This window comes from Kitasatospora sp. NPDC058048, assembly GCF_042885555.1.
GTDB classification, from domain to species: domain Bacteria; phylum Actinomycetota; class Actinomycetes; order Streptomycetales; family Streptomycetaceae; genus Kitasatospora; species Kitasatospora lactacystinica.
Window position 1 is genome coordinate 24,560 of the sequence record NZ_JBHVRT010000039.1, and the last position, 18,657, is coordinate 43,216.

General features: G+C 71.2%; 15 protein-coding genes. 3 read left to right on the forward strand and 12 right to left on the reverse strand.

Going from position 1 to position 18,657, the window contains the following annotated elements:
• Positions 1–3: 3 nt before the first annotated feature.
• The 12 genes from ACFVVA_RS32135 to ACFVVA_RS32190 form a co-directional block, all read right to left on the reverse strand.
• Positions 4–1,716, reverse strand: coding sequence for an amino acid adenylation domain-containing protein (locus ACFVVA_RS32135; RefSeq protein WP_387694269.1), 1,713 nt, complete (start codon positions 1,714–1,716; stop codon positions 4–6).
• Complete coding sequence (locus tag ACFVVA_RS32140) at positions 1,716–1,898, reverse strand: hypothetical protein (RefSeq protein ID WP_387694270.1); 183 nt, start codon at positions 1,896–1,898, stop codon at positions 1,716–1,718. Before ACFVVA_RS32140 ends, ACFVVA_RS32135 begins: the two co-directional genes overlap by 1 nt.
• 34 nt (positions 1,899–1,932) lie before the next feature.
• Complete coding sequence (locus ACFVVA_RS32145; RefSeq protein ID WP_387694271.1) at positions 1,933–3,129, reverse strand: cytochrome P450; 1,197 nt, start codon at positions 3,127–3,129, stop codon at positions 1,933–1,935.
• A gap of 82 nt (positions 3,130–3,211) precedes the next feature.
• Entirely contained in the window at positions 3,212–3,907 is a 696-nt protein-coding gene (locus ACFVVA_RS32150; protein ID WP_387694272.1) for a thioesterase II family protein, read from the reverse strand.
• Positions 3,904–5,571, reverse strand: coding sequence for a non-ribosomal peptide synthetase (locus ACFVVA_RS32155; protein WP_387694273.1), 1,668 nt, complete (start codon positions 5,569–5,571; stop codon positions 3,904–3,906). Before ACFVVA_RS32155 ends, ACFVVA_RS32150 begins: the two co-directional genes overlap by 4 nt.
• Positions 5,572–5,603: 32 nt before the next feature.
• Entirely contained in the window at positions 5,604–6,377 is a 774-nt protein-coding gene (locus tag ACFVVA_RS32160; protein ID WP_387694274.1) for a thioesterase II family protein, read from the reverse strand.
• 49 nt (positions 6,378–6,426) lie between these two features.
• Positions 6,427–8,184, reverse strand: coding sequence for an ABC transporter ATP-binding protein (locus ACFVVA_RS32165; RefSeq protein WP_387694275.1), 1,758 nt, complete (start codon positions 8,182–8,184; stop codon positions 6,427–6,429).
• Positions 8,181–9,917: an ABC transporter transmembrane domain-containing protein gene (locus ACFVVA_RS32170; protein ID WP_387694276.1), complete on the reverse strand. Its 1,737-nt coding sequence runs from the start codon at positions 9,915–9,917 to the stop codon at positions 8,181–8,183. Before ACFVVA_RS32170 ends, ACFVVA_RS32165 begins: the two co-directional genes overlap by 4 nt.
• 210 nt (positions 9,918–10,127) lie before the next feature.
• Complete coding sequence (locus ACFVVA_RS32175) at positions 10,128–11,393, reverse strand: condensation domain-containing protein (RefSeq protein ID WP_387694277.1); 1,266 nt, start codon at positions 11,391–11,393, stop codon at positions 10,128–10,130.
• Positions 11,394–11,413: 20 nt separating this feature from the next.
• The gene (locus ACFVVA_RS32180; protein WP_387694278.1) at positions 11,414–12,556 is read right to left on the reverse strand and encodes an acyl-CoA dehydrogenase family protein; all 1,143 of its coding nucleotides are present in this window, start codon (positions 12,554–12,556) and stop codon (positions 11,414–11,416) included.
• A gap of 75 nt (positions 12,557–12,631) precedes the next feature.
• Positions 12,632–13,705: a pyridoxal-phosphate dependent enzyme gene (locus ACFVVA_RS32185; protein ID WP_387694279.1), complete on the reverse strand. Its 1,074-nt coding sequence runs from the start codon at positions 13,703–13,705 to the stop codon at positions 12,632–12,634.
• Positions 13,706–13,982: 277 nt separating this feature from the next.
• Positions 13,983–14,906 carry a TauD/TfdA dioxygenase family protein gene (locus tag ACFVVA_RS32190; protein ID WP_387694280.1) on the reverse strand — a complete coding sequence of 308 codons (924 nt, stop codon included), beginning with the start codon at positions 14,904–14,906 and terminating at the stop codon, positions 13,983–13,985.
• Positions 14,907–15,222: 316 nt separating this feature from the next.
• On the opposite strand from ACFVVA_RS32190, the gene ACFVVA_RS32195 reads away from it, so the two are divergent.
• From ACFVVA_RS32195 to ACFVVA_RS32205, 3 genes are all read left to right on the forward strand, one after another.
• Positions 15,223–15,435: an acyl carrier protein gene (locus ACFVVA_RS32195; RefSeq protein ID WP_387694281.1), complete on the forward strand. Its 213-nt coding sequence runs from the start codon at positions 15,223–15,225 to the stop codon at positions 15,433–15,435.
• A 327-nt stretch (positions 15,436–15,762) separates the two neighbouring features.
• Positions 15,763–17,754 carry a carbamoyltransferase C-terminal domain-containing protein gene (locus tag ACFVVA_RS32200; RefSeq protein ID WP_387694282.1) on the forward strand — a complete coding sequence of 664 codons (1,992 nt, stop codon included), beginning with the start codon at positions 15,763–15,765 and terminating at the stop codon, positions 17,752–17,754.
• 320 nt (positions 17,755–18,074) lie between these two features.
• A complete protein-coding gene (locus ACFVVA_RS32205; protein ID WP_387694283.1) occupies positions 18,075–18,647 on the forward strand; it encodes a class I SAM-dependent methyltransferase in 573 nt (190 codons plus the stop codon).
• The last annotated feature ends 10 nt before the right edge of the window (positions 18,648–18,657 follow it).

Sequence of the window (18,657 nt, forward strand, 5' to 3'; positions counted from 1 at the left end):
GCATCACTCTGCACTCCTGACGGCTTCGTCGACCTCGGCGGAGAAGTCCGCGAGGACCGGATGGTTGAAGATGGCCTGCAGCCCGATCTTGATGCCGAACTGCTCACGCGTCCGGGACACCGCCCGGGCGGCGATCAGCGAGTGCCCACCGATCTCGAAGAAGCTGTCCCCGGAGCGGGGGACGTTCCCGGTCAGCTCGGACCAGATCTCGGCGATCCGCGCCTCGGTGGCGCCGAGGGTCGAGGGCTCGGCCGCGGCTGCGGCCGGAGTGTCCGGCAGGGCCTTCCGGTCGATCTTGCCGTTGGGTGTCAGCGGCATCGCGACGAGCCGGTGCAGCCCGGCGGGGAGCATGTACGCGGGCAGCCGACCGGTCAGCGCGGCGCGGATGTCGCCCGGCTCGGCCTCGCCGCAGAAGAAGGCGCGCAGCGATCCGCCGTCCTGGTCCGGCACGTGGACGACGGCCGCCTGGTCCACTCCGGGAACGGCCAGGATCTCCTGCTCGACCTCGGCCGGCTCCACCCGGTGGCCGCGGATGCTGACCTGGGCGTCCCGCCGCTCGACGAACTCCAGCTCGCCGTCGGCCGTCCAGCGGCAGAGGTCGCCGGAGGAGTACCAGCGGTTCCCGTCCTGGTCGGCGACGAACCTGCGGCCGGTGAGCTCCGGGTCGCCCCGGTAGCCGAAGGCCAGGACGTCGCCTCCGATCAGCAGTTCCCCGGGCACACCGGGCTCGGCGACCTCGGCCCCGTCGGCATCCACCAGCCGGACCTTCGCGCCGGCGATGGGGCGTCCGATCACCGGCGCGCCCTCGGTGGGGCAGCGGCGCAGGTCCGCGCTGGCGGTGGTCACCACGGTGGCCTCGGTCGGCCCGTAGTGGTTGAAGACCGCGGCGGGGAAGCCGGCCGGCGGGCTCACCCGAAGACGGTCCCCGCCGGTCAGCAGGACGGCCAGGCCGACGGGCGGGGCCGGGAGGGCGAACAGCTGCTCGGCGAGCGGGGTGCTCAGGAAGCAGTGCGTGATGGCGCTCCGCTCGATGAACTCGGCGATCACCGCGCTGTCGACGATCAGCCGCTCGGTCGGCAGCACCAGCGTCGCCCCGCTCGCGAGAGCCGCCCAGACCTCCCAGACCGTGGCGTCGAACCCCAGCCCGGCGAAGGCCGCGACCCGTACCCCGGGCCGGGTGCCGTAGGTCTCCCGGTGCCAGGACACCAGGTTCGCCAGGCCCGCGTGGCCGACCTCGACGCCCTTGGGCGTACCGGTCGAACCGGAGGTGTAGATGACGTAGGCCGGCGGGCCCGGCGGCACCGGCGCCGGGGCCGGGGCCGCCCCGGTGCTGTCGAGTACCGGAACACCCGCGGGCACCCGTCCGGCGAGCCCCTCCTGCGCGAGCACGGCCACCGGCCGGGCGTCGTGCAGGATCGCCTCGACCCGGCCGTCCGGCAGTGCCGGGTCGAGCGGCAGGTACGCGGCACCCGCGAGCCAGCTTCCGAGCTGCGCCACGATGCCCTCGATGCCGCGCTCGAAGAGCAGGCCGACGAGGCAACCGCTCCGGTGGCCCTCGGCCTGCCGTATGCGTCCGGCCACCGCGGCGGCCGCGTCCCAGAACTGGCGGTAGGTGAGCTTCTGCTCGCCGCACTCGACCGCAACCGCGTCCGGATGCGCGTCGACGATCGCGCCGAGCATCCGGACCACCGTCGGTTCGTTCACGATGCCCCGCATCACAGACCACTCCTGTCCCCGGCAAGCAGTTCCCGGTCCGCCCGGGCGGCGCGCTCCACCACGTCCCTGTCGCCCCGGTGGTCCTGGTGGGCGAGGAACCGGCGGAGGTGGTGCCGCGACACCCGGTCACCGCCGATGAGGCTGTCCGCCGACTCCGGGGAGCCGCTCGTCACTCGTGTCATCCCAACTCTCCTTTCGGGGATGTGCGGTCGGCCGTCAGGAGGCCGTGCCGCGCACGGCCAGGCGTTCCAGGAGGGTCACGCCGAAGTGCTGCCTCGTCACCGGCGGCCCGTCGAGGGCGAGATCCGCCCACCTGCCGGCGAGGCGCTCCAGTACGATCTCGGACTCCATCCGCGCCAGCCCCGCCCCCAGGCAGTAGTGCGCGCCGAAGCCGAAGGTGAGGTGCCGCCTGATCTCGCGGTCGTAGTCCAGGAGGTCCGGGTCGGCGAAGACGGCCGGGTCGCGGTTGGCCACGCCGAGCATCAGCAGGACGAGATCCCCCTCCGCGATCAGGTGACCGGCCGCCTCCACCGGCGCGGTGGCCACCCGGGCCACCTGCTGGACCGAGGTGTCGAAACGGAGCAGCTCGTCGACCACCGGGCCCGGTTCACCGCTTCGCAGGTCGGCCCAGGCATCGGCGTGCAGCGCGGCCCGAACGGCCTTGCCGATGAAGGTCGAGGTGGTCTCGTACCCGGCGTAGATCAGCAGGCTCGCCGTGGCCCAGACGTCGGCGGCCTCGATGACGCCCCTCTGGCGGGCGTCGCGCAGCAGCCGGAGCCCGGTGCCCTCGCGGACCTCCGAGCGCAGGGCCTCGTCCACCACGTCCGCGATTTCCCGCAGGGCGCGATGACCCCTGGTCCTGACCTCCGGCAGGTAGTCCGCCATCAGCAGCGCCGCGATGTCGGGCGCCCAGTCGTGCAGCCGGGGCGCGACCTCCCCGGGCAGGCCCAGGATCCGGCAGATGACCCGACTGGAGAGCGGGACGGCGAGTTCCGCCATCACCTCCAGCCCGTCGGTGCGCCCCGCCAGGAGCTCGTCGACGAGCTCTTCGACGACGGGACGCATCGCGGCGAGCCGGTCGGCCGCGAAGAGCGGCGCGACGACCCGGCGGGCCGCCGCGTGCTCGGGGTCGTCGTTGAACATGAACCACCTGCGCACGACCTCTGCGGCCCGCTCCCCGCCCTCTCCCTCCCGGTGCAGGGTGGTGGTGCCCCGCTGCGGCCAGGCGGCCGACAGAGCGGGGTGCCGCAGCAGGGCCGTCGTCTCGCGGAACCCGGAGACGATCCACACCTCCAGGTCCTCGTCCCAGCGGACCGGCTCCTCCTCCCGCAGCGGGAGGTAGTCCGCGCAGGGGTCGGCCGCCGGACGGTCGTCGTCGCGGTAGGGGCAGCGTGGGGCCTGTGTCACGGTCACTTGGCACTCTCCGGGTTCTGGTCGACCCGGCGCGACGGGGCGACCGACAACTGGCCGGGGGTCACCGGTGCGGCGGCCGGACTCAGCACGGCTCCCCCTTCGTACAGACCGCCTCGACGGCGGCCACGAGCTCACGCTCGGCGGAGTGCAGGAAGAAGTGGTCGCCGCGGATTTCCTCGACTCGGAAGGGGCCGTCGGTGTAGTCCGCCCACGCCTCGACCGAGGACCGGTCCGCCTCGTCGTCCGTGTCCCCGTAGAACGCCACGACCGGGCAGCCGACCGTGCCCGGGGTGCCGGTGCCGTACTCGCCGATGATCCGGTAGTCGGCGCGGATGACGGGGAGGTAGATCTCCATCAGCTCCTCGTTCTCCAGCAGCTCCTTCGGAGTCCCGCCCAACGCGGCCAGTCGCTCGACGAGTTCGGCGTCGGAGAGTCGGTGGCTGTCCGCGTCGACGGCCGGCAGCCGGGGTGCGCGGCTGGCCGAGACCAGCAGCGCCGACGGCTCCGGAGCGCCCTTGGAGCGGAGCAGCTTGGTCAGCTCGAAGGCGATCACAGCTCCGTAGCTGTGGCCGAACAGCACGTACGGCGAGGTCGGGTCGAGCTGCTGGTACAGGTCCGCGAGCAGGGCTGCCAGCTCGTCGATCGGCTCCTCCACGCAGCGTGAGCCCCGGCCGGGGAGCTCCAGCGGCACGACGGTGACGCGGTCCGGCAGGTGCCGCTGCCACGGGTCGTAGACGCGTGCCGAGCACCCGGCGTAAGGAATGCAGTAGAGGTTCACTCGGGCGTCTCCGTACGGAGGATGTGGTCGGTCAGCGAGGCGACGGTCGGGTGCCGGAAGATCTCCTTGATCGGCACCCGGATGTCGAGGCCGTCGGCGAGCCGCTTCTGGAGCACCGTCAGGAGGACCGAATTGCCGCCGGCGTCGAAGAAGTTGGTGTCCTCGTCGACGGAGTCCGCGGCGAGCGTCTGCCGCCACGCCTCGGCCACGAGTGCCCGGACGTCCCCCGGGGGCGCTGCGGCGGGCGTTTCGGCGGCCTGCACCGCCCGATCGCCGGCGGCCGGGCCGGCCGCCAGCCCGATCCGGTCCACCTTTCCCGTGGTGGTGCGGGGCAGCGCGGACAGGGCGGTGATCCTGGCGGGGTGGTGGCTCGACGGCAGCCGGTCCTTCAACCAGCCCCGGAGGTCCGCCTCGGCGCGCTGTACCACGAAGGCCACCAGCGCCGCGGTGTCGGGCCGGTCGGCGTCCTGGACCAGCACGACGGCCTGCGAGACCTCCGGGTGCTCCTCCAGGACGGCCTCCACCTCGCCCAGCTCGATCCGGTGTCCGCGCAGTTTGACCTGGCTGTCCAGGCGGCCGAGGAACGTCAGTGCGCCGTCCGGCCCCCGTGCGACCCGGTCCCCGGTGCGGTAGACGCGGCGGCGGCCGTCGGGGGTGTCGCTGTGCAGGAAACGCTCAGCCGTCAGCTCCTCCCGGTTGAGGTAGCCGTGCGCCAGCCCCTCCCCGTAGAGCAGGAGTTCACCGCTCTCGTCGGTGAGCAGGCCCACCCCGGCCACCGGCTCGCCGAGCGAGATCCGCTCGGCGGAGTGGACCCGCGCCGCCGTGGACCAGAGGACTCCCTCGGTCGGGCCGTACACGTTCCAGAGTTCACCGCACCGCGGCAGCAGCTCCCGGGCGAGGCTCGGGGTGAGCGTCTCTCCGCCGGTCCACAGCCGGCTGCCGGGCGCACCCTTCCAGGCGGAGGCCGTGAGCATCCGCCAGAAGCTGGGGGTGGCCTGGACGACGTCCGGCGCGGCCTCCGCCACCAGCTCCGCGAAGGCGAGCGGATCCGCCCTGGTCTCCTCCGGGACCACCGTGAAGGAGGCCCCCACGGTCAGTGGAAGGAGCAGCTCCACCAGCGAGATGTCGAAGGACAGCGCGGCCATCGCCAGCACGCTCTCGCCGGCCGCCAGCCCCGGCCGCTCGGCCAGGGCGGCGAGGCGGTCGATCAGGGCCTCGTGGCCCACCATCACGCCCTTGGGCTGCCCGGTCGAGCCGGAGGTGTACAGGATGTAGGCGATCTCGCCCAGGTCCGGTTCCCTCGGCGGCGACGGCAGTCCGTTCCCCTCCAGGGCGAACTCGCCCTCGGCCAGCTCGCGCAGCAGCAGGGCGGGGCGGGCGTCGTCGAGGACCCGGGCCCGCCTGGCCGGCGGGCTCTGCCGGTCGAGCGGCAGCACGGCGCAGCCCGCGGCGTTCGCGGCGAGGATGCCGACGGCCCCGCTGAACCGGCTGGACGCGTCGAGCGCCACGACGGAGCCCGGCCGGACCTTCGCCGCTATCCGCTCGCCGAGGTCTGCGGCCAGCGCGGCGACGTCACGGTAGGTGTAGGTGCGTGCCGTCCGCGCGGCCACGGCCTCGGGCGTCCGCTCCACCTGAGCCTGGACGACATTCCACACTGTCTCCACGCGAGCCCCCTGGGTTCGAAACGAAGTACTGGTCAGTGGCCGACGGCCGGGAGCGCCCGGGACACGCTCCGGAGCACGGCCTCCCGTTCGTCGTTGAGGAAGAGGTGGCCGCCGGGGAAGACCTCCACCTCGGTCCGGCCGGTGGTCAGCTCGGCCCAGCCCTGGAGGTGCTCCTCGGCGACCCTGGGGTCCGCGTCACCGCCGAAGGCCGAGACGGGGCAGGTGAGCAGCTCGCCCGGCCGGTAGACGTAGCCGGCGAACAGCGAGAGGTCGGCCCGGAAGGTCGGCAGGATGAAGGCGGCGAAGTCCGGGTTCTGCAGCAACACCTCCGGCGTGCCGTTGAGACGGCGGAGCTCGTTGATCAGCTCCTCGTCGGAGAGGTCGAGTTCACTCGGCTTCCTGGATTCGTGGGCCGGTAGCGCCCGGCAGCCGGACACGGTGATCCGGACCGGCTCCAGCCCCTGCTCACGCTGCAGCCTGCGGGCGAGCTCCCAGCTGACGATGGCGCCCATGCTGTGCCCGAAGAAGGCGAACGGCCGGTCCAGGTACGGGAGCAGGGCGGGGAGGAGGACGTCCAGCAGCTCTTCCAGGTCCGCGATCGGCCGGTCGAAGAACCGGTCCTCCCGACCCGGGAGCTGTACGGCGAATGCCTCCACTCCTTCCGGGAGTCCGGCGCCCCACCCCCGGAAGACCGAGGCGCCTGCCCCGGCGTACGGGAAGCAGAAGAGCCGGAGGGCGCCGGGCTCGGTCCGGCCGGGAATCGGCCGGACCCAGTTCTGGGCGGTCTGCGGTGGTGCCGGGTGCATGGGGTTCCGCTCCTACGGGTCGGGAGGGGTCGGGAGGGCCGGGGCGCGCTCAGGCGCCGTGCCAGGACTTCCAGAGCGCGGCGTAGCCGCCGCCGGCCGCCAACAGCTCGTCGTGACTGCCCAGTTCGGTCACCCGGCCGCCGTCCATGACCGCGATCCGGTCCGCGTCGCGGGCGGTGTGCAGGCGGTGGGCGATGGCGATCACGGTGCGTTCCTTGAGCACGGCCGCCAGCGAGCGCTCGGTGTGCCGGGCCGTGGTCGGGTCGAGCAGGGAGGTGGCCTCGTCCAGGATCAGCGTGTGCGGATCGGCCAGGACCACCCGGGCCAGGGCGAGTTGCTGGGCCTGCTGGGCGTTCGGGCGGAGCCCGCCGGCACCGAGTTCGGTGTCCAGCCCGTCCGGCAGCTCGTCCACCCAGTCGATGTCGACGGCGGCCAGCACCGCGTGCAGGTCCTGGTCGGTCGCGGCGGGCGCGGCGATCAGGAGGTTGTCCCGGACGGTGCCGAGGAAGACGTGGTGCTCCTGGGAGACCAGGACGACGTGTCGGCGCAGCTGGGCCGGGTCGAGCTCGGCGACGGGCACCTTCCCCACGGTCACCCGTCCGGTGCGGGGCGTCTCCGCCCCGGCCAGCAGCCGGCCCAGCGTGGACTTGCCGGCTCCGGACGGGCCGACGATCGCCAGCCGCTCGCCCGGACGGACGGTGAGGTCGACGCCGTGCAGGACGTCCCGCTCGCCCTGGTAGGCGTACCGGACGTCGACCACGTCGATCCGGTCGTCCTCGGGCCGGCCGCCGCCGGTCACGGCCGGGGCGTCCATCCGGCCGAGGCCCTCGACCCGGGCGAAGGAGGCGTTGCTGCGCTGGAGTTGGTCGAGCCAGAGCAGGATCTTGTCCAGCGGCTCGGAGAGCTTCCAGAAGTAGAGGGCGCAGGCGACCACCGCGCCGGTGGTGACCGCGCCGGTGTCGCGCAGGGCGGCGCCGAGCAGCAGGATGCCGGCGACCGGGGCGATGTACGAGAACTCGACCACGGGGAAGAGCACGGTGCGCAGGCTGAGGGTGTAGGTGCGGGTGGCCCGGCAGTGCTCGACCGCCTCGGCCGTGGCGGCGATGCGGCGGTCCTGGAGACCCAGGGCCTCGACGGTGCGGGCCCCCGTCGCGGTGGAGGTGAGGATCTCGATCAGCGCGGAGTTGGCGGCGCCTTCGGCGAGGTAACCCGTGTGTGCGCGGCGCAGGTACCAGCGGCTGGCGAACCAGATCCCGGAGAGGCAGAGCAGCCCGCAGATGCCGAGCAGCGGGTTGACCGCGAGCATGGCGACCAGGATCAGGAGGATCTGGACGAGCGCCACGGAGACCTCCGGCCCGGCGTCGCGCAGGGTGGAGCCGACGGTGGCGACGTCGGCGGTGCCGCGCGTCAGCAGGTCGCCGACGCCGGCGCGTTCGGCCACCGAAGCGGGCAGGGCGAGGGAGCGGTCGACGAACCGCTCTCGGATCCGTGCCAGGGTCCGCTCGCCGAAGCGGTGGGCGGCGTAGCGGGCGAAGCGTCCGAGGAGCAGCTGCGCGAGCGCGAAGCAGAGGATGCCGAGGGCGAGTCGGTCGACGTGTCCGGTGCCGGCGCCGCCCCGGACGTCGTCGATGATCCGGCCCAGCAGCCAGGGGCCGCCCAGACCGGCGGCCGCGGCCAGTCCGTTGAGGGTCAGCATCGCGGCGACGGCACGGCCGTCCTGCCCCATCAGGCGCACGGCGGCCCGGCGGACCTCGGCGGGACCGGCGATCGGGAGCCGTCCGGGGTCGGTCTGGGTCTGAGCGGTCATCGGACGGCCTCCTCGGCGGGCGTGGACTCGGTGGCGGTTTCGCCGCGAGCCACCAGCGCGCGGTAGCCGGGCTCTGTCGCGAGCAGTTCCTGGTGCGGGCCGGCCGCCGCCAGACGGCCGTCGACGAGGTAGCAGACGGTGTCGGCCTGCTCCAGGAGGACGGGGGAGGTCGAGGTGAGGGCGGTGGTGCGCCCGGTGCGCGCCCGGCGCAGGCCGGCGGCCATGGCGGCCTCGGTGTGGGCGTCCACGGCGGAGGTGGGTTCGACCAGCAGGAGCACCTCCGGGTCCGCCAGCAGGGCACGGACCATCCGCAGCCGTTGGCGCTGACCGCCGGAGAGGTTGCTGCCCTGGGCCTGGATCATGGTGTCCAGGCCGTCGGGCAGTGCCTGCACGATGTCCTCCGCCGCGGCGTCCGCGACGGCCTGGGCGATGGACGGGCCGGTGTGCTCGGACCGGCCGTCGACCACGGTGCGCAGCGCGCCGGAGAAGAAGTCGGCGTCGTTGTCAGCCACCACGATCCGCCTGCGGATCTCGGCCAGGGCGATCTCGGCGAGCGGCACGCCGCCCCAGGTCGCGGCGGATGCGCTGTACCGGCCGAGCCGGTCGACCACGGCCGCGGATTCGGCCGGGCGAGCGCTCACGATCGCGGTCAGCCGGCCCGGGGCCAGTTCCACACCGGTGTCGGCGTCGTGCAGTGCCGACGGCTCGTCATGGGCCGGCCGCAGTGTTGCGGCGTCTTCGAAGGCGGGCTTCAGGTCGAGCATCCGGACGACCCGTCGAGCGGCGACCAGACCCCTGGTGAGGTCGTATCCGCCCTCGATGAAGTTGGAGACCGGTACGACCAGGACGGCGACGTAGCCGTAGACGGCGACCAGCGTGCCGATCGTGATGGTGCCCTCGGCCGCCATCCGGGCGGCCAGCCAGGTCACCAACGCGAGGAAGAGGGCGGGCAGTCCGACCGAGAGCGCTTGGATCCAGCTGGTGACGGCGCCGACCCGGTAGCCCTCGGCCTGCAGGTCCTGCGATCCGCGCAGGTAGCGGCCGGCCAGCATGTCCTTGCCGCCGATGCCGTTGAGTACGCGCATGCCGCCGACGATGTCCCCGAGCCGGGCGGTCAGCGCCCCCTGCTGCGCGCGGTACTTGGACTCCGCGCCCTGGAGGCGTTCCAGCAGCGGTCCGACCACGACCGCGAGCAGCGGCACTCCCAGCAGGACCACGAGGGCGAGCGTGACGGAGACCGACAGCAGCAGCGCGGCCGCCACGATGTACGCGACGACAGCGCCGACGCCCGGGCCGGTGATCGTCAGTGTCTGGCTCATCTGCGCGACGTCGCCCACGCCGATGCTGGCCACCTCGCCGGCCGTCACCTTGCGGGGCAGTTCGGCACCCAGCCGGGTGGAGTGCGCGACCACGACCTTGATGGTCCGGAAGGTGGCGTCCATCCGGACCCGGGTCATGATGCGGTGGCGCATGATGCCGAGCCATGCGTTGAGCAGCGCGGCGCCGACCAGTGCGGCCACCCAGGCGACCAGGACGCCGGTCTTCCCCTGCTGGAGCCCGTCGTCGATGGCACGCTGCATGAGGTACGGCGGCAGCAGCAGGCCGACCATCCAGAGGGTGCCGATCACCGCGCCGCCCGTCACCCGTCGGCGCTGACTCATGGTCAGCCACCACAGGTAACGCGCGGCACTTCGGTGGTCCGGGGTTCCCGGATCGGCGTACGAATCCGTCATGAGTGAAATCCTAACCATCTTTCCTGGGCCATATCCAGATTTTCCTTCCACCTCCCGACCGCCTGTGGCTATAGTCGCCACGGACGGGAGGTGGTCATGATGAAGAAGCAGCTTCGGGGAATCTGCGCAGGCTTCTAGAACTGGTTCGACCAGGCCCAGGGATGCCGAAGTGCGGGGAGAAGAAGCGTTTCTCCCCGCATTCTTCTGCCTTCAGAGAATTCGCCAAGTATTTTCCAGTGAAACTTCTGCCAGGGAGTTCTCGAACCCCTTGGACATATTGATCAGACCGGCCTCGATCGACGCCGCGAGAACGGCCGGGAGATTTCCTTCGAGATAATCGCGGCTCGCGCCCACTCCGATGAGGATTCCCTTCCCCGTGGCCACGGCCAGGTGGAAGTTCGGCCCCGACCGCTGGGTGGAAGAACGCCACTCGATCCCGGTGCGCAGGGAGGACCCGGCGGCCGGCTCGGCGTCCACCTCGCCGAGGAAGTTGTAGTGCTTGGCGAAGGCGGTGGGGTCCGTCTCCGGCAGGCCGGCCTCCCGGAGACTCTCCTTCAGTGCGTCGACGTCGTAGCAGCCGTTCATGTACGCCGCCATGGACTGGACGTAGCAGGCCCGCAGGTACTCCAGCGGGTGGGCCTCCTCGTCGACCGTGACGGTCACCGGGGCGAACTGGTTGAGCGAGCCGACCAGCGGCACCCACCGGGTGGTGAGCCGGTTGGCGGCCATCAGCGCGAAGGTCATCCGCTCGGTGCGCTTGAGCCGGGACAGCGCGAGCGCGCCGACGCCGAGCACCACCGACTGGACCGAGATCTTCAGCCGGTCGGAGAGCTCCTGCGCGGCGGTCAGTCCCTCCGGGCTGTAGAGCGACGCCCGGCGTCGCTCGGTGGCGTCCGCCGGATCCCGGTCCGCCGGGACGAGCCGGCTCCAGGCCTCGGTCCAGTGCCGGACGCTCCGGGTGCCCGGTTCCTCCTGCTGCTCCCGCGCCATGTCCAGCGGCTGCACCACCGGCCCGAGCGCCCCGCCCTCCAGGAGGACGCCGAGTTGCTCCTCCAGCACCCGCAGCGCACCGTTGTCGGCCGCCACGTGGTGGATCACGGTGACCAGGTGGAGCGCATCCCCCTGGTGAGTGGTGACGAACGCGCGCCACGGCAACTCGGTCTCGATGTCGATCGGCTCGACGGCCGCCTCGCCGCCCAGCCGCAGGGCCGCCGCGAAGCTGTCCTCGGCCAGCTCCCGCGCGGCCACCCGGGACGGGCGGTACGGGTGGACCGTCTGGGCCGGCGTCGGGCCGCTCAGGTCGTAGGTGGTCCGCAGCGAGTCGTGTTTCTCCACCAACTGGAGCCAGGCGTCCATGACTTGGGCCGCGCCGAGGCCGAACGGCACCTCCCAGACACTGACCAGATTGGCGACCGCCCGATGGTCGGGGCCGTGTGTCTCCAGCGAACGCAGGACCGACAGCTGACCGTATGTCACCGCCCCCGTCCGGAGCTCGCTCACAGCCGGGCCGCCCGGACGGCGAACTGACCGAGCATGGTCTGCTGGATCTGCGTCGTGCCCTCGATGATCTCCATCACCTTGGCGTCCCGGTAGTGGCGCTGAACGGAAGCCTCCGCCCCGATGCCCTGGGCACCGTGGATCTGCACCGCGTCGGCGGCCGCCTTGACGGCGATCGTCGAGGTCCGGTACTTCGCCAGCAGGGTGTGGTTGACGGACTCCGTCTCGCCGCGCTCCTTGCTCACCCCGGCGTGGTAGCAGAGCAGCCGGGCCGTGACGGTGTCGGTGAGCATGTCGGCCAGCAGCTGCTGGACCAGCTGGTGGTTGCGGATCTCGGTGCCGTACTGGGTGCGGCGGCCGGCGTACTGCGTCGAGGCCTCCAGGCAGGTCTGAGCCAGACCGACCGAGCCCCAGGCGGTGCTGTAGCGGCCGAGGTCGAGGGCGCTGGAGGCGACGAAGGTGAGGCCGAGGCCGGGACGCCCGATCAGGTTGGCGGCCGGGATCCGGCAGTCGTCGAAGGTGATTCGGCCGAGCATCGAGCCGCGCAGGCCGAGCAGGCCCTCGATCGGCTCCACCGACAGGCCGGGAGTGTCCCGCTCCACCAGGAAGGCGGTGTGCTGCCCGTCGAACGCGGCGAAGACCAGGAAGAGGTCCGCGATCTGCGCGAAGCTGATCCACTTCTTGGTGCCGCGCAGGACGACATCGGCGCCGTCGGCCGTCGCCGTGGTCCCGACGGCGGCGGCGTCACTGCCGACGTCCGGCTCGGTCAGGGCGAAGGCCGCCAGCGTTCGGCCCGAGGTGATCCGGGGAAGCCACCGCTGCTTCTGCTCCTGCGTTCCCCACCTGTGGATCGAGTGGGCGACCATGTCCTCCACGGCCACGAGGTTGCGGATCGACTGGCAGCCTCGGCCCAGTTCCTCGGTGAGCAGTCCGTATTCGACCCAGTCCATGCCGAGGCCGCCGAACTCCTTCGGGACGGGCGCGCCGAGGTAGCCCTGCCCGGCCAGGTCGGCGACGGTCTCCCGGGAGACCGCTTGCTCGCGGTCGCAGCGGTCCGCCTGCGGGACCAGGACGCGGTCGGCGAAGGCACGGAACTCGGCGTGGCGCTCGGCCTGCTGCGGGGTGAGGTGACTGAGTATCAACGCATTCCTTGCGAACGTGAGGGCGGGCACATCACTCCGGTGGGAGCGGTGGCATCCGGCTCGGAAGAGGGAGGCTCAGCCGGCGGTGGCGGCGGCGAGGGCCGGTCCGGCGTCGGCGGCGGTGTACCGCTCACGACCGGTCAGGTTGACCAGGACGACCTGGTCCGGGGTGATCCGCCGGGCCGCGGCCTCGTTGCGCAGCGCGGCGATGGTCGCGGCCGAGGAGTGGCAGACGTCCAGCCCCTCCAGCTCGCGGAGCATCGTACGGGCCTGGACCAGTTCGTCCTGGCTCACCGAGACGATGGAGCCACCGCTCTCGGTGGCGATGTCCCGCATGTAGGGATAGGTGGCCCGGCCGTCGCCGAGCAGGATGGCCCGGGCCAGACCTGTCGGGTGCTCGATGACGTCGTCCTCGGTGAGCTCGGCCCGTCCCTCCCGCCAGGCCACGGCCATCGGCGCGCAGGTGTCCTGCTGGACCATCACGAAGCGGGGCGAGGAGGTGAGCCGGCCGCAGGCGAGGTACTCTGCCACGCCCTTGCGTACGGCCATCATCCCCATGCCGCTGCTGATGGCCTGGACGACGACGTCGGGCTTGTCGTCCATGGCGTCGAAGGCTTCCAGGTAGGTGAGCTTCAGGCCCTCGCGACGGGCCCAGTTGAAGAACCCGCCCTCCCAGACCAGCCCGTTCCGGGCTGCGAACTCCTGGGCCGCCCGGGTGGCTTGTGCGTAGTTGCCGTCCACCACGGTGAGGGACACCCGGTCGCCGGTCTCGATGTCGTGGTCGCCGGTGAAGTCACGGCCGCAGAAGAAGTGTGCCCGCATCGAGGGGTCCCTCCGCACGGCGCGGGCCAGCGCGGTGGAGCTGTTCCCGGTGCTGGAGGCGACGAACTCCTTGATCCCGAACTGCCGGAACACGGCCAGGACCACGGAGGCCAGCCGGTCCTTGGTGGTCCCGGTCGGCTGCTGGGACTCGTCCTTCACCCAGAGGCGGGGCAGACCGATGACCGCTCCGAGGCGCGCGGCCGGACGGCAGGGGGTCCGCACACTGATGCTCGCGTCGAGTAAGTGCTCGGATTCGACCGGAAGGAAGTCCAGGTAGGTCAGCTCAGGCCGGTCGCCGTCACGCTCGGTGACGTTCTCCAGGTTCATCCTGGGATCGAGCGCACCCGAACACCGGGGACATCGGAGCCGGAATTCCGGATCGGATTCCCAGCCGCAGTCGACGCATAACAGGCGGTACCTGGGTGGCGCTTCGGCTGTTGCACAGTGGTCGACGACCGGCATTTTGCTTTTCCCCCACAGAAGTTACCGGAGAATGGACCGACTGACCCGAATCTGTGCCGGAGCCACGATGCCAGTACATCTTCATATGACCGAGTTGACCTGCATGGACCGCCTGATCGCCGTGGCGTCACGGCGCGGCCTCTCAGGCCAGCGCTTCGCACCGGCCTCCCATGAGGGCACGCGACACGAAGCCGTCGGGCCCGCGGGGCACGTCGCCGACGACGGTGGTGCGGTGAACGATCCGCTCCTCCTGGAACATCAGGCCGTCCACCGGACCGGCATGGGCCACGGAGCGGTTGTCCCACATGACGAGGGTGTCCTGCTCCCAGCGGACCCGGGCGTGGATCTCGTCCCGCCCGGCGAGCTCGTCGAGGAGGAAGTCCAGCAGGGCCGCGCTCTCGCGGGGCTTGAGACCGCGGATGGCCTGGAGGAAGACGGCACTGACGAGCAGGCTGCGCGCACCGGTCTCGGGGTGCACCCGCACCAGCGGGTGGACGGCCGCGAAGGGGCCGGCCGGCTTGCCGTCGAAGCGGGGCGCCGCCGTCGGGACGTGTCGGGAGTGTATCGCCTGCAAGGTGTCGACGTACCCCCGCAGGGAGGACGACAATCCTTCGTAGAGCGCTTCCAGATCGGCGAAGAGAGTGTCGCCGCCGACCGGTGGAATCTCGACACCGCGCAGAATGGTGATGGCGTTCGGATTGACCACGAAGGTGCTGTCGACATGCCATTCGGTCCGCAGGCGCCGCGGTGTCGTTCCCTTCAACGGATGACTGAGGCCGGCCTCGGCCTCGACCAGCGCCCGTCGCTCCTCCGACAGCGCGGTCCGCAATACGGCGGGGGCTTCGCTCAGACCGTTCACGATGGGATGTGCCGCAGTGGCACCACCCAGAGCATTGGTGAGTTCAACCTGTTGCGCGTCACTCATCGGCTGATTCCGGAAAACGAGAACTTTGTGACGCACCAGGGCCTCGCGAAGGCGGGCCACTACGGCCGGCGACAGCTCCGCCGCGAGATCGACGCCTTCCACCTCCGCGCCAGTGATAGGCGTGAGAGGCCGAAAAGTCATTTCTGACACCAGATCCCCCAGCGGTGAGTGCCTGTGCGATCAAACGTCGGTCACCCTACCCCAGGGTACCCACGTCCTGTCGAGCCTTCGACCAGGGAAAGCGCGCCGACTTGACAAACTGTTGCTTCACTACGCCCGTTTCACACCAATCTCGCCCACCTGACCCAACGCGACACAATCTGGACATCAACCATCTCCCAACCGGAAAAAGAGACTTGACGATGTCTCAGCAAGACCATAGGGTCAATTACCTGCATAGACCTCGAATGCAAGAGATCTGGAACACAAAATGTCGAACGCACAGTCCGACGACTTGATGTCGGTGATTTCCGAAGTATTCGCCCCCCTTGAAGTCGCACTGGACAGCACTTTCGACGACCTCGGAGCCACCTCCGTGTCGCTGCTCCGCCTGATGGTCTCGATCCAGAGCACGTTCGACGTCGATCTGGACGTCGTCGACATGTTCACCGTGGCCAACGTCGGTGAACTGGTCCAGCTCGTCGAGGAGCGGATCCCCGCTTCGAAGTAGTCCCGCCGCGGACGGACCCGAGCGATCCCGTCGCTCGCCCCGGGGCCGGCGCATCCACACGAGGATGCGGGGTCGGAGTCCGTCCCCGCCGTCCCCGTCCCGAGGCCTCGTAGAAGGTCGAAGTCCCCGTGCAGGCCGCCGCCGGAGCTCCGGCTCGAGGCCCGATCGCACCCGGCCGGGACAGTCTGTCGCACCTGACGTCGCCGGTGGACACCGACGCCCGGCCGAGCCGGCCCTGGCAGCCTCGCGACCGCCTACGCGGGCCGTTTCCAGGACCGTCCGGCCCGAAGAGCCAGCAGCCACTGTCCAACCGCCGAAAGAGACATCGTGACCGCCTACCCAGCCGCGAAGTACTTCCTGTCGAGCTACATCTCCCCGCCCGGCAGCTTATCCGTCATCGCACCGCGCCATGATCAGAACATCGCGCTCTGGCGCAGTCACGACTCGCGGGTCGAACTCGTCAGAGTCTGGGAGCTCGAGCGCGTCAGCGGACAGAAGCACCACTTCTGGCCGCTCTTCACCGTCGGCCGCTACAACAAGGTGCTGACCGAACTGCTCGCGGCCGAGGGGCTCTCCCCGGAGGACGTGAGCCTGTCCTGGGGCACGCCCGGCCTGCCGCACCACGCCGACATCAAGCTACCGGCGGGCACCGAGGACTTCCCGGTCCACAGCCTCGCCCACCTCTACAGCGGACTGCTCCTCGACTCCGAGGTGTTCCGCAGCGAGACCATCATCGGACTGGCCCTGGACGGCCGGCCCGACTTCGGCCTCGACCGGACGGGCAAGAAGTACTGGTACACCGGCTGCGTGTCCGCCAAGGGCGACGTCGACTTCGCTCCGGTCGAATCCCCGGCCCCGATCTACGACGCCGCGTCCTCGGAGTTCGGCAGGGAGCCGGGCACCCTGATGGCCCTGGCGTCGGCCTGCCCCACCGAAATCGCCTTCGACACCGAGGCGGCGGTGCGGGAGCTGGAGCTGTTCGGAGGCCGGCGCGTACCGCTGGTCGACACACTTCCCTTCGTCCAGGCCGTGATTCGTGCGGCCGAGTCCCAGTTGCCGTCCATGGAGCTGGACAGCCGCTTCACCCGCCAGGAGCACCTGCAGTCCGCGGTCATGAAGATCGTCCAGACGGCCTGCGAGCTCGTCATGGTGCGCAACGTCGACCGGCTGCTCGAGTCGGCAGGGGTGGACCCGCGCCAGGCGTACCTCTCCCTGAGCGGGGGCTTCGCCCTCAACTGTCCGACCAACTCCTTCCTCCTGCGCCGCTACGGGTTCAAGGGCCTGCTCACGCCGCCGAGCGCGAACGACTCCGGCCAGTCCCTCGGGATCGGCCTCCTCGGCCTCCTCGGCGAGGGGCTGCTCCCGGGCGGTGGCTTCCGGCTCGAGTCCGCCTACCACGGCTCCGAGCTCACCGACGTCGAGAGCGCGCTGCAGCACTTCGACGACTTCATCGAGGACGTCGAGGAATTCACCGAGGCCCGGTTCGTCGAGGACCTCTCCACCGGACCGCTGGTGTGGGCGGACGGAGCGGCCGAGATCGGTCCGCGCGCACTGGGCCACCGGAGCATCCTCGCCGATCCCCGCTCACCCCGGTCGAAGGAGCTGCTGAACGACTGGAAGAGCCGGCAGTGGTGGCGCCCCGTGGCCCCGATCGTCCTGGAGGAGTACAGCGGCGAGTGGTTCGAGGACCCCTGGCCCTCGCCCTACATGCTCGAGACGGCGTACGTGACCGAGTCCAAGCGCCGGCTGGTCCCGGCCATCCTCCATCTCGACGATTCGGCCCGGCGTCAGACCCTGTCCGCCCAGACCAACCCCCTGCTCCACCGGGCGATCGAAGCGTTCCGGCAAGCCACCGGGGTGCCGATGGTGTGCAACACCTCCCTGAACGACAAGGGCGAGCCGGTGGTGGACACGGCGGCCCAGGCCCTGAACTTCGCCATCCGCAAGGGCGCTGCCGTCGCCTACATCGCGGGCCGCCGCGTCCGGTTGCGCACGGAGGCCGCCGGCCGGAGCCCGGTTCCCACGCGCCGGCACGATCGCCGCGAGGAGCTCTTCGCGGGCCAGGAGCAGGACCGCGACGCGATCTGGGAGTCCTGGGCCGAGTCGGGCTACACCACCGCGGCCATGGTCCTGATGTCCCGCTCCCCCGAGCTGCGCGATCAGACGTTGGCGAAGCCCGCCGTGGTCAACCAACTGGCCGAGGTCGCGAGCGCCCGCGACGCAAGCGGCACGCTGGCCCTCGCCGCGGCGAAGCACGCCCGGATGTTCGGCCCGGACGCCGTCTTCGACACCGAGTCCCAGGAAGGCGCGGCTTTCTGATGTGACATCGGTTCCCGTGCGCCGGGACGGGACGGATGTCACGCGCGCACCGCCGGCTCCCGGGATTCTCCCGGTCCGGACGGTGCCAGGGAACCGGGTGCCGCGCCCGCGGAAGCCCTGGAACGGCCCTCCGGACCGTCCCCCGTCCGCCCTCCGGGCCGTCCGCCGCCCGACGGCCCTGGTCCGGCGGCCTCCCGCGCGCCCGGCACTCTCCCACCAGCCACCGTCCGGACGGCCGTGCCGTCATGACCGGCTCCGCTCCAGCAGTACGGAGGATCAACGCAGTGAATACGAGATCGCTCTGGGCGCACACCTCTGACATGGCTCACATGGGCGAGGAGTCCCGGGCCGGGCACCCCTCGCACGCGGTCGTGACCGAGCGGATCGCGGCACTGCACGGCGAGGAGCCGTTCGAACTGCTCGACTGCGGTGTCATCTCCGGGGTCACCTACCGCCACCTGCTGACGGCGGGCCTGGAGGTCGACTACACCGGCATCGACATCAACGAGGCCGCCATCGACGACTGCCGCGCGCTCCACCCCGAGGCGCGGTGGGAGCAGATGAGCGTCACCGACCTCACCTTCCCCGAAGGCTCGTTCGACGTGGTGAACTGCCGGCACGTGCTGGAGAGCCTGCCGTACTACGAGACCGCCGTCCGCGAACTGTTCCGGGTCTCCCGCCGCACCGTGGTGATCTGCATGTTCCAGGTGCCGCGGGAGACCGAGGTGCTGCTGCGGCGCGAGACGGCCGACGGCTACATCTGGCTCAACCGCTACGCCGCCGGCCCGTTCGAGGCGCTGCTGCACTCGCTCTCGGAGACGGTCGAGATCATCGACGTCCCCGCCGACCACCGCCGTAACCAGGTCTACCTCTGCACCAAGCGATCCGCGTAGCCGTGGCCCG